The following is an 11,897-nucleotide window of genomic DNA, read 5'->3' on the forward strand; positions in this document are numbered from 1 at the left end:
GTGTCTCCTCGTGGTTCAGTCGATGTGCGGCGCGGTGTGCAGTGCGGTGCGCAGGGTGGTGACGGCCAGGGTGATCGCGGCCTCGGCGGCGTGTGTCCCGCGCAGTGCGTCGAGCATCACGAAGTCGTGGATGATGCCCTGGAACCGCACGGCGGTCACCGCCACGCCCGCCTGGCGCAGCTTGTTGGCGTACGCCTCGCCCTCGTCGCGCAGCACATCCGCCTCGGCGGTGATGATCAGCGCGGGCGGCAGCCCGGCCAGTTGCCGGATTGTCGCCCGCAGCGGCGAGGCGGTGATCCGCGCCCGCTCGGCCGGATCGGTGGTGTACTGGTCCCAGAACCACCGCATCCCGTCCCGGCGCAGGAAGTAGCCGCTCGCGAACCGGTGGTAGGAACCGGTGTCGAAACCGGCGTCGGTGACCGGGTAGAACAGCACCTGTTGGACCAGCCCGGGCCCGCCGCGGTCCTTGGCCATCAAGGTCAGCGCCGCGGCCATGTTCCCGCCGACCGAATCCCCGGTCACCGCCAGCCGTGAGCCGTCGAGACCCTTCGTGGCGCCCTCGGCGGCGATCCACCGCGCCACGGCGTAGTTCTGCTCGATCGCCACGGGGTAGCGTGCCTCCGGCGACAGGTGGTACTCGGGGAAGACCACCGCCGCCCCCGCGCCGACCGCCAGTTCGCGCACCAGGCGGTCGTGGGTGTGCGCGTTGCCGAACACCCAGCCCGCGCCGTGCAGGTAGAGGATCACCGGCAGCGACCCGGTCGTACCCGCGGGTTTGACGATCCGGGTGCGGACACTGCCCGTGGGACCGCCGGTGACGTCGATCCACTCCTCGTCGACGTCCGGCTTGGCCACATCACCGGACTGCGCCTCGTCCACCGCCTCGCGGCCCTCGGCGGGCGTCAGTTCGAACAGGTAGGGCGGGTCCGCGGTCGCCTTCACGAACGCGGCCGCCGCCGGCTCCAGCACCACCGGCCGGACCGGCTCCTCGGCTTCGGTCATCTGCTGCTCCCAGAGGTCGTACGACAGCACGCCGGGCCCTCCGGCGTGGGGGCACGCGGGAACGCGGTGCGCCCGGTGCCGTCGCTCGCACGCTAGATCCGCGTACCCCGGGCGCGTTGCCCGCCAGCGAACCCGTACTGCTCCCCCGGCGCACGGAACGCGCCCCCCGAGGCGACGCTCGCGCCAGTGCGCTGCGAGGACCGTTCCAGTGCACGCGCGGGAAAGCATCGCGGCCCGCCCGGCCTAACGTCGGTCGGGCCGGCAGACACAGTTCCCGCCGGAGGCCGCCCAGTTCGTGCGGCGGAGACCAGCGCCGCGCGTCGCCTCGAAGGTCACGTGCGTCCACTTCCCGAAGGGGGTTGCCCGAGGTGTCACCCATGCCCGTCGGCGGGCTCGTGCCGCGAGCCGATGACAAGGACGCCGCCGATCTCGTCGTGCGCAACGCGACCGTCCACACCGCCGATCCGCGCCGCCCGCAGGCGGAGGCGCTCGCCGTCCGGGACGGCGTGATCACGGTCGTCGGTGACGACAAGGACGTGGCCCCGCACGTCGGCACGCGGACCACGGTGATCGACGCCCTCGGCAGGCGGATGGTCCCCGGTCTCAACGACGCGCATCTGCATGTGATCCGCGGCGGCCTCAACTATGTGCTGGAGCTGCGCTGGGACGGTGTGCGTTCGCTGCGGCAGGGACTCGCCATGCTGCGCGAACAGGCCGCGCGGACGCCGAAGGGACAGTGGGTGCGGGTGGTCGGCGGGTGGTCCGCCGAGCAGTTCGCCGAGCGCCGGCTGCCGACCGTGGCCGAACTGAACGCGGCGGCCCCCGACACCCCGGTGTTCGTGCTGCACCTCTACCAGTCGGCCGTGCTCAACCGGGCCGCGCTGAAGGCCGCCGGCTTCGGCAAGGACACACCGGAGCCGAGGGGCGGGCAGATCGTGCGCGGCCGGGACGGGGAGCCGACGGGCATGCTGCTGGCGGCCCCCAGCGCGCTCATCCTCTACTCGACGCTCGCCAAGGCGCCGGTGCTGGAGGGCGAGGATCGCAAGACCTCGACGCGGCACTTCCTGCGGGAACTCAACCGGTTCGGGCTCACGTCCGCCATCGACGCCGCGGGCGGGTTCCAGAACTTCCCCGAGAACTACTCCACCGTCGTGGAACTGGCCGCCGAGGGCAGGCTGTCGCTGCGGATCGCCTACCACCTCTTCCCCCAGACCGCGGGTCAGGAGCTGGACGATCTCGCGCGCTGGATCGAGCTGATCCGCCCCGGTGACGGGGACGCCTGGCTGCGGCTCAACGGCGCGGGCGAGAACCTCACCTGGGCGGCGGCGGACTTCGAGAACTTCGCCCAGCCCCGGCCCGAACTCGCCCACTACGAGGTCGAGTTCGAAAAGGCGGTGCGGATGCTCATGGAGCACGGCTGGGGTTTCAGGCTGCACGCGACATACGACGAGACCATCCGCCGCGATCTCACGGTCTTCGAAAAGCTCGCCGCCGAGGGCCTGTTCCCGGCAGGCAACCGCTGGCTGTTCGACCACGCGGAGACCGTCTCGGCGGACAGCCTGGACCGGATCGTCGCCCTGGGCGGCGCGATGTCCGTGCAGAACCGGCTGTCGTTCCAGGGCGAGGCGTTCCTGCGCCGCTACGGCCCCGGCGCCGCCGCGGACGCCCCGCCGCTGCGCGAGATGCTCCAACGCGGACTGACCGTGGCCGCGGGTACGGATGCCACCCGGGTCTCCACCTACAACCCATGGGTGGCCCTGCACTGGCTGGTCAGTGGTCGTACCCTCGGCGGTGCGGCGCTGCGCCCGCCGTCGAACCGGGTGGACCGGACCACGGCGCTGGAGATGTTCACGCGTGCGGGCGCCGTGCTGACCGGCGAGGAGAACGTCAAGGGCACGCTGCGACCGGGCTGTTACGCGGATCTCGCCGTGCTGTCGGAGGACTACTTCGCGGTCGCCGAACCGGACATCGCCCATATCGAGTCGCTGCTGACCGTCACCGGCGGCCGGATCGTGTACGCCGCCGCCGAGTACGAGGGCCTGGACGAGGCGCTGCCCGCGGTCCGCCCCGGCTGGAGCCCCGTGGCGCACTACGGCGGCTACCAGTCCGGCAGGCCAGTGCCGGTCCCCGGCGTACGGCAGGCGCGACTGGTCGGCGACGCCGTCGCGGAGTCCGAGCGGCACCGGCTGTGGCGCGCGGACCGCGGGCTCGCCCCCGACCCGGCGGACGCGTTCTTCGACCCCTGCTTCGCCCTCTGACCCCTGGCGGGGCGACTCGCCACCCGATGCCCCCTGCCGGGCCCCCACCCCACAAGCCGCCGTCCACCGGACGGTGTTACCGCGGCGCGGACAGCGGTCCGCGCCACAACCTCCCACGGAAAGGCTGACCCTCATGGTCGACATCGCCGAGGTCACCGCGACTCCTGGCCCGGACCTGCTGACTCCCGACAACTGTGCGGTGCTCCTGGTGGACCACCAGCCCCAGATGTTCTTCGCCACGGGCAGTGGCGACCGCACCGCGATCATCAACGCGACCGTGGGCCTCGCCAAGGCGGCCCAGATCTTCGGTGTGCCCATGGTGTTGAGCACGGTGGCCGCCGAGTCGTTCTCCGGGCCGATCCTGCCGCAGCTCGCCGCGCTCGCCCCGAGCAACGAGATCATCGATCGCACCACGATGAACGCCTGGGAGGACGAAGCCTTCGTCGAGGCGGTCAAGGCGACCGGCCGCCCCAAACTGGTCATAGCCGGTCTGTGGACCGAGGTCTGTGTGGTCGGGCCCGTGCTCTCCGCGCTCTCCCAGGGCTACGAGGTCTATGTGGTCGCCGACGCGTCGGGCGGTGTCAGCCCCGAGGCCCACGAGCACGCCCTCCAGCGGATGGTGACCGGCGGTGCGGTGCCGGTCACCTGGGTGCAGGTGCTGCTGGAACTCCAGCGCGACTGGGCACGGACGGAGACGTACCAGGCGGTGACGGACCTGGTGAAGGAGCACGGCGGCGCCTACGGCCTCGGGGTCGTCTACGCGCAGGCCGTCATCGGCGAGCATGCCGCCGGCTGACCTCCGGTTCACGCGACTCCGAACCAGGAACGGGCGAAAGAACGATGGATGCTGGACTGTTGCTCCTGCGGCTGGTGGTGGGACTGCTCATCGCCGGTCACGGGGTGCAGAAGGTGAGCCACCTGCTGGGCGGCGAGGGATTGGCGGGCGGTACGGAGGAGTTCCGCCGCGACGGGTTCCGGGGCGGCCGGCTGACCGCCGTTGTCGCGGGAGGCAGCCAGATCGGGGCCGGCCTGTTCCTGTCCGCGGGGCTGCTGACCCCGCTGGCGGCGACGGCCGCCATGGGCGTGATGACGGTCGCGGGCACCGTCAAATGGTCCAAGGGCCTGTGGGTGCAGCACGACGGATACGAGTACCCCTTGGTCCTCGTCGTCGTGGCGGCTTCGCTGGCGCTGACCGGGCCGGGCCGCTGGTCCCTCGACCAGGCCCTCGGCCTGACGCCCTGGCCGCTGTGGATCGCTGTCGCCGCGATCGTGGCCGGACCGCTGAGCGGTCTGCTCACACGTGCCGTGCTGTACCGTCCGCCGGCCGCACCGGGAGGGGTTCGCCATGCGCGCACTGCTGACTGACGCCTACCGGACGCTGGTCCCGCCGCGGGACGACATCCACGGCCCGCTGCCGCCGCTGATGCTGACCCTGACCCTGATCACCGGGCTGGTGGACGCGGTGAGTTATCTGGGGCTCGGCAAGGTGTTCGTGGCCAATATGACCGGCAACGTGGTCTTCCTCGGCTTCGCCCTCACCGGCGCCGACGGGCTGTCCGCGCTCGCCTCGGTCGTGTCGCTGACGGCGTTCCTGGCGGGGGCGCTCGCCGGGGGCCGCCTGGGCATCCGGTTCGCCGGGAACCGAGGACGGCTGCTGGCCGCGATGACCGCGGTGCAGGCGGTCCTGGTCAGCGTCGCCGTCATCGCCGCCGCGAGCACCGGCGGCGAGGTCACCACCGCGGTCCGGTACACCCTGATCGTGTTCCTGGGAGTGGCGATGGGCGCCCAGAACGCGGTCGCCCGGCGACTCGGCGTCCCGGACCTCACCACGACCGTCCTGACGCTGACCTTGACGGGGCTTGCCGCCGACTCCACCACGGCCGGCGGCAAGGCCCCCCGCCCCGGGCGGCGGATCATGTCCGTGCTGGCCATGTTCCTCGGCGCGCTGGTGGGAGCCGTCCTCATCGAGTACGACCTGTTCGTTCCGCTGCTGGGCCTGATCCTGCTGCTTGTCGTCGGCACATCGCTGGCGGCGTACCGCTTGTCGGCCGACGGTACGTCGTGGACGCGCCCGCCTTCCTGACCGATCTCCCCGCCGTGGGCGGGCGGCCGGCCTCTCGGGTCCGNTGTCGTCGGCACATCGCTGGCGGCGTACCGCTTGTCGGCCGACGGTACGTCGTGGACGCGCCCGCCTTCCTGACCGATCTCCCCGCCGTGGACGGGCGGCCGGCCTCTCGGGTCCGGCCGCCCGTCCGCGTCTCCGTCCGCGGGACTCAGCCCTCCACGGTGCCGGCGCCCCGGCCGGACGTGTCGCGCCACTCGCTGGGCGACATCCCGTACGCGGCCCGGAACACCCGGCTGAAGTGGGGAGCGCTGATGAAGCCCCAGCGGCCCGCGACGGCCGCGATCGTCGGCTGCGATCCGCCGCGCCGCCGCAGCTCGCGGCGGCACTCCTCCAGACGGCGGCGCTGTATCCAGCGGCTGACGGTCAGATCCTGCTCCTGGAACAGCTTGTGCAGATAGCGGACGGAGATGTGGTTGGCCTCGGCGATCCTCTCGGGCGAGAGTTCGGCGTCGGTCAGGTGCACGTCGATGTGGTCCAGGATCCGGGGCAGCAGCGTCAGCTCGGCGCCGCAGCTCTCCGGTTCCTCACCGTCCAGTTGCTCGGCGGCGGCCGTGGCCAGCAGGTTCACCGCGTCTCGCACGAGTGTCTCGCCGACGGTGGGCTCGCGGTGCGCCGCGGTGTCGGCGAGCCCGGAGAGGAACGGCGACAGCAGAGCGCCAAGCCGCGAGCCGCGGGTCACGGGCGAGCGGTTGAGCCCGTGCAGGACCGGCTCCGCGAGGCCGAGCGAGGTACGCGGCACGAGGAACACCTTGGCGCGGAACACGTCGGGGAAGTCGAGCGATGTCGGCTGGTGGGCGTCGTAGAAGCAGATGTCACCGGGGTCGAGGGCGATCTCGGCCGGGGGCTGCAGACAGGGTGTGACGCTCCCGTGCACGCCCACGAAGAGGTACTCGCCACTGTCCCGTGCGACGAGTCGAACCGGACGCCCGACGAGGTCCGTCGCGGTGTCGCCGAGGGGCCTGGCGGTCCGCGGCAGGGTGGCCGGGGCGGCGTCCGTGATGACGATGTCCGGGCCCAAGGGCATCCGGCGCGTCACCGCCTGCCGGGAAGGGGCCCGCTCATCGGACCGGGGAACGGTGGTGGTGTGGGACATCGTCTGCCGTGCCTCCGAGGCCGGTTGGAACTGGGTGACCTGGAGTGGGGCACCTCGTGGCCCCACGGGTTCACCGGTGTGAGCCCGCGGGGCGGCGCCTGAGGGGGACGTCGTCCACTCCGCCCGGAGCGTAGGCAGGCGGGTGTGCAAGAAAAGTGACGCGGAATGTCACCGGGCCGCGGTGTGCTCCTCGGCCAGCTCATCGGCGAGCGACCACAGCAACGGGTGGAGGGTGTAACGGGCGGGCTCCTCCTCGGTGAGGAGGTGGCCGTCGGCCAGTTCTCCCAGGCGGGCGTGGACCTCGACGGCGGGCCGTCGGGTGAGTGCCGCGGCCGAGGCCGGCGTGATCCGGGGGCCGGGGTGCCGGGACAGCAGCCGGAAGAGCTCGGCGTGCTCGGGCGGCAGCGCCTGGTAGGAGCGCAGGAACGCGGCACGGACACCGGCGGGGAACGCGTCCAGCCCGCTGCCCGCCCGGAGCTCCCCGGCGAGGGCCGCCAGCGGGAAATGGTGGCGGCCGACGGCGCGGGCGGCGGTGGCGGCCAGCGCCAGCGGAAGGTTTCCGCAGCGGGCCGCGATCTCGCGGACCGCCACGGGTTCACCGGCCGCCCGCTCGGCGCCGATCCGCCGCGCGAGCAATTCCTCCGCCTCATGCGCGGACGGTGGCTCCAGCCTCAGCGGGCGGGCGCCGCAGGAGATCAGCGCGGGCAGCGCCTGCCTGCTGGTGACCAGGGCGAGGCATCCCGGTGTGGAGGGCAGCAGTCGACGCACCTGCTCGGGTCCAGCGGCGTCGTCGAGGACGACGAGGGCGCGGCGGCCGGCCATCAGGTCGCGGTAGAGGCCGGCCAGCGCGTCCTCGGTGTCCGGCAGCCGGCCGGCGGGTACGCCGAGCGACACGAGCATGCCCCGCAGCGCCTCCGCCGGGTCGAGCGGGCGCCGGACCGGGTCGAAGCCCCCCAGCTCGACGTGGAGCTGGCCGTCCGGGAAGCGGGCGGCGGCCTCATGGGCCCAGCGCACCGCGAGCGCGCTCTTGCCGACCCCGGGCATGCCGCCGACGACGACGGTCGCCGCGACACCGGCCGCGGTGTCGGCGGCGTCGGCCGCCTCGGTCAGCGCGGCGAGTGCGGCCGCGCGGCCGGAGAACACGGTGAGGTCGGGGGGCAACTGGGCGGGTCTGGCGTACGAGGCCACGGGGCGGCCCGGCTGCCGTACCTGCCGGCGCAGGACCCGGGTGTGGGCCTCGCCCAGTTCTGCGCCGGGGACGACGCCCAGGTCGGCGGCGAGCCGGCGGCGGACGGTCTCGTACGCGGCGAGCGCGTCCGTCTGCGCCCCGCACGCCGCCAGGCAGAGGACCAACCGGGCGTGCAAGGACTCGTTCAGGGGGTCGAGAGCGAGGGCTTTCCTGACGCTGGGCAGGATCCGTGCCGCGCCGCCGTGGCCCAGCGCGAGATCGGCCGCGGTGACCGTCGCATGGACGATCTCACGGTTCACGCCCGCGAACCGCGGGTGGGCGCGGGCCGCCTCGGGCACCCCCTGGGCGACCGTTCCGCGCCACTGGCTCAGCGCGTCGGTGAATTCCCGTACCGCGTCCTCCGGTCGCCCGGCCGCGACCTGCTGGGTGCCCCGCTTGACCAGGTCCCGGAAGCGCAGCAGGTCGACCTCGGCGGGCTCGGCGGCCAGCAGGTATCCGCCGCCGCGTCGCAGCACACGTCGTCCTGGAGTACGCGGCGGCAGGCCCGGTTCCAGCAGCCTGCGCAGGGAGACCGCGTACCGCCGCACCACGTTCGCCGCGGTCGCCGGGGGCCTTCCGGACCACAGCACCTCGACGATCTCGCCGAGCGGCACGGGCCGGCCGCTCCGCACCAGAAGCAGGGCGAGCAGAGCGCGCTGCTGCGGGAATCCGAGGTCGAGTTCGCTCTCCCCGCGCCATACCCGCAGGGGTCCCAGCACCTCGAACCGCACCATCGCCGCCAGCTCTCCGTCCCGGGCCGGGCGGGCCCTGCCCACCCCGTTCTCCGAAAGAGTAGGACGCGTTCGACACCACGGGCGCGGTGTGCGCCCACGGGCCACATCATGTGCGCGGCCGGACAAGGGGAAGTCCGTCAGATGCTCCCGCCGGTGCCTGTCAGGTGGTCCTCCGCCTGTCGGCAGCGCTGTTCGTCGAGCCGCGCGCTCACCTCGTCGGCGAAGGGATGGCCCAGCTCGGTGAAGAGGACGAGGGCCTCCTCCCAGGAGTCGCGGGCGGCCTCGATGCCACCGGTCGCGAGATGGGTGTCGCCCATCCGGTTCAGCGTCTCGGCCTCCAGATACGGCACTCCCAGCTCACGGTAGAGGAGGAGCGCGTTGCGGTAGCCGACGAGGGCCTGCGGGTGGCGCCCGAGATGGTGGTGGGCGTAGGCGATGCTGTCCCAGGTGGCGGCCTCTCCGTAGCGGTCGCCCAGATCCTGGAGCATGGTCAGCGCCCGGAAGCAGTGGCTCAGTGCCTCCCGGTACTGCCCCAGCCGGGCGTGATACCAGCCGACGGAGTTCAGCACGGAGGCCAGTCCCGCCTGGTGCCCGGCGGCGGTGAACAGGCCGAGCGCCAGCTGGTTGTGGCGCAGTGCGCCGGCGGTGTCGCCCTGCTGGTCGCTCTCCCAGCCGAGGCTGCGGTGGGCGTTGGCGCGGCCGATGTCGTCGTTCAGCCCGATGGCCAGTTCCAGGGCGGCCGCGAGGCGTGGCCGGGACTGCTCGTGCAGGCCCAACCGGCTCTCGGCGCGAGCCAGTCCGCGCAGGGCTCGGGCTGTTGTCCGCGGATCGTCCAGGCGCTGGGCCAGGTCGAGCGCGGTGCGATGGGCGGCCAGCCCGTCGTGCCAGTGGCCTCGGCGGTCGAAGAACGGCTCCAGGGACCAGACCAGTGTGCACGCGAGCCGGTCGTGGCCGGACGCGGTGGCCGCGGCGACGACGGCGAGCAGCACGGCGTACTCGGCGGACAGCCACGCCAGGGCGCTCCGGTCGTCGGACGGTGCGCCCTGGGGAGGGGCGGACGGCGGATCGGGTACGGGGTCGGCGGCGGGCGCCAGCAGCCCGCGGGCGGCGTGGGCGGTGGTCGCGTAGTGCCCGTACAGCCGGTGCGCGGCCTCCCGGAGTTCCGTCTCGGGGTGCTGGGCGTGGAGCAGTTCGGCCGCGTGGGCGCGCAGCAGATCGTGGAAGGCGTAGCGGCCTGGCGCGTGCTCGGTGATCAGATGGGCACCGACGAGTTCCGTGAGCAGCAGTCTGCTCGGCCGTACCGGACGACCGGCGAGGACGGACGCCGCCGACGCGGTGAAGTCCGGTCCGGGGTGCAGGGCGAGGAGCCGGAAGAGACGGGCGGCCTCGGTGGACAGGGCATTGGAGGACCACGAGAAGACGGTGCCGACGTCAACGGAGACGTCGGGCATGGCGAAGGCGTCGAGACTGCCGTGCGCCTCACGCAGTTCGGCGGCGATGGTGGACAGCGGAAAACGAGGATGGGCGGCGGCGCGGGCGGCGACGCAGGTCAGCGCCAGGGGCAGGCCCGCGCAGCGCCGGATGAACTCGTCCACGGCCCGGGGTTCGGCCGTGACGCGGTCGGTGCCGAGGCGATGGGCGAGCAGGCTCCGCGCCTCCTTGTCGCCGAACGGTGGCAGGGCCAGCGGGTGGGCACCGTGCGCGGCGACCAGCCCGGACAGCTCGTTGCGGCTGGTGACGAGGGTGAGACAGCCAGGGGTTCCGGGCAGCAGCGGACGTACGTGCTCGGTGTCGTGGGCGTTGTCCAGCACTACGAGGACGCGCCGGCCGGCCAGCACACTGCGGTAGAGCCCGGCCTGTGCGTCCGGGCAGCGCGGGATGCGTTCGGGCGGCACGCCCAGCGCGTCCAGAAAGCCGCGTACGGCGTCCTCCGACCGCACAACCGCGCCGGAGGGGTCGTATCCGCGCAGGTTCATATAGAGCTGACCGTCGGGGAACCGCTCGGCGATCCGGTGGGCCAGGTGCACGGCGAAGGTGCTCTTGCCGACGCCCGCCATACCGCTGATCGCCGCGATCGTCGCCGTACCGGGTGCGCCGGCGTCGTTGGTGCAGAGTGTGAACGCCCGCTCCAGCTCGGCCCGGCGTCCGATGAACGTGGGCAGGTCGTGCGGCAGTTGGGCGGGGGAGGGCAGGAGGGGCGCCCGTGACCAGGACGCGGCCGCGGTGGGCGGTGCGGTGGGAAGGGCGTCCAGGAGCACCGCGCGGTGCACGTCGAGGAGTTCGGGCCCGGGGTCGATGCCCAGTTCGGTCGCGAGCCGTGCCGAGACCGTCTCGTGGGTGCTCAGCGCCTCCGTACGCCGGCCGGTGGCCCCCAGGGCGAGAATCAGCCGGGCCTGGACCGGCTCGTCCAGTGGGTGGTCCGCCGCGGCCTTGCGCAGTTCGGGGAGAACGGCGCCGGGCAGGCCGGCCGCGACCGCCGCGTCCGCGGCTTCACGTACGGCCATGAGGCGCTCGTGGGCCAGCGCGTCCAGCGGCAGGTGTGCCCGGGTCTCGGGGGCGAGTCCGGCCGCCACCGGTCCGCGCCACAGCCCCAGCGCCTCGGTGAAGAGGTCCAGCGTCCGCGTCGGCGGGGTCTCACCCGCGACCTGCCGGGCCGCCTCGCACAGCCGCCGGAACTCCAGCAGGTCCAGGGTGTCGGGGTCCGTCATCAGCTGGTAGCCACCGGAAGCCCGGACCAGCCAGCGTCCGGCCGCCCGCACCGGGAGGCCGGGCTCCAGCAGTCGGCGCAGCGAGCCGACATGGCGGCGAATCACGTTGACGGCGCTGTGCGGCGGCCGGGTACCCCAGAGCGCGGCGACCAGATCGCTCACCGGGACGGGCTGTCCCGCCCGGACCAGCAACAGGGCCAGCAGTGCTCGCTCCTGAGGGCGACCGAGACTCAGCTCCCTGCCCGCCCTCCAGACCTGGACCGGCCCCAGGACCGCGAACCGCACTGGTTCCACTCGTTCAGTCTCCTCTCGGAACGCCAGTGTCAAGACCCTCAACCGTACGTCAAGCGGTTGGTACCTCAGTGTTACCGGACTTGACGACCGGAGCGGGCTCCGGTCGTCCGTGACCCCGATCACCGGACCACAGAGGCCATTTCGCGCCGCGGCCACAGGGCGCTCACAGACAAGAACCGAGACTGTCCCGGACAAGATGCCCGGTCGGCGGCAGTGTTCGAGCCCGAACTGCCGCGCAGTACCGGCGGGCGGTGAAGATCCGATCAATCGTGCCGGCCGATTCGCGTGCCCCGCACTGCCGTTGAGGGCTGTCCCCGCCAGGGGAGAGGGCAAGGGGGACATTTTGTCATGGACAAAAACTAATCTTCGGATAGTTCAGCGCCGACCCTTGACCCCCCTAGACCTCCGATGTTCACTACGCCTGACGGCGCCGCCATCTCGTCGCAAATGACCGC

The 11,897-nt window shown here is 72.8% G+C and carries 8 protein-coding genes; 4 read left to right on the forward strand and 4 right to left on the reverse strand.

The features are described from left to right. Window positions 1–15: 15 nt before the first annotated feature. A complete protein-coding gene (locus M1203_RS08445) occupies window positions 16–1,002 on the reverse strand; it encodes an alpha/beta hydrolase (protein ID WP_249949077.1) in 987 nt (328 codons plus the stop codon). Window positions 1,003–1,379: 377 nt separating this feature from the next. Between M1203_RS08445 and M1203_RS08450 the strand changes: the two genes are divergently transcribed. The 4 genes from M1203_RS08450 (at window position 1,380) to M1203_RS08465 (ending at window position 5,343) form a co-directional block, all read left to right on the forward strand. Beyond that, entirely contained in the window at window positions 1,380–3,260 is a 1,881-nt protein-coding gene (locus M1203_RS08450; protein ID WP_249948910.1) for an amidohydrolase, read from the forward strand. A 133-nt stretch (window positions 3,261–3,393) separates the two neighbouring features. Continuing rightward, entirely contained in the window at window positions 3,394–4,056 is a 663-nt protein-coding gene (locus M1203_RS08455) for a hydrolase (RefSeq protein WP_249948911.1), read from the forward strand. A 44-nt stretch (window positions 4,057–4,100) separates the two neighbouring features. Then, on the forward strand, window positions 4,101–4,625 hold the full coding sequence (locus tag M1203_RS08460; protein WP_249948912.1) for a DoxX family protein: 525 nt from the start codon (window positions 4,101–4,103) through the stop codon (window positions 4,623–4,625). Continuing rightward, complete coding sequence (locus tag M1203_RS08465; RefSeq protein WP_249948913.1) at window positions 4,606–5,343, forward strand: YoaK family protein; 738 nt, start codon at window positions 4,606–4,608, stop codon at window positions 5,341–5,343. Before M1203_RS08460 ends, M1203_RS08465 begins: the two co-directional genes overlap by 20 nt. A gap of 190 nt (window positions 5,344–5,533) precedes the next feature. On the opposite strand, the gene M1203_RS08470 is transcribed toward M1203_RS08465, so the two are convergent. The 3 genes from M1203_RS08470 to M1203_RS08480 all read right to left on the reverse strand — a co-directional run bounded on the left by M1203_RS08470 (window position 5,534) and on the right by M1203_RS08480 (window position 11,442). Further along, window positions 5,534–6,478 (reverse strand): helix-turn-helix domain-containing protein, encoded by a 945-nt coding sequence (locus M1203_RS08470; RefSeq protein WP_249948914.1) that lies wholly within the window; start codon window positions 6,476–6,478, stop codon window positions 5,534–5,536. Window positions 6,479–6,646: 168 nt separating this feature from the next. After that, window positions 6,647–8,482, reverse strand: a complete 1,836-nt coding sequence (locus M1203_RS08475; RefSeq protein WP_249948915.1) for an AfsR/SARP family transcriptional regulator — start codon at window positions 8,480–8,482, stop codon at window positions 6,647–6,649. Between the two features lie 95 nt (window positions 8,483–8,577). Beyond that, a complete protein-coding gene (locus M1203_RS08480) occupies window positions 8,578–11,442 on the reverse strand; it encodes a BTAD domain-containing putative transcriptional regulator (protein ID WP_249948916.1) in 2,865 nt (954 codons plus the stop codon). Between the last annotated feature and the right edge of the window lie 455 nt (window positions 11,443–11,897).

This window comes from Streptomyces sp. 35G-GA-8 (genome assembly GCF_023534745.1).
Classification (GTDB): Bacteria; Actinomycetota; Actinomycetes; order Streptomycetales; family Streptomycetaceae; genus Streptomyces.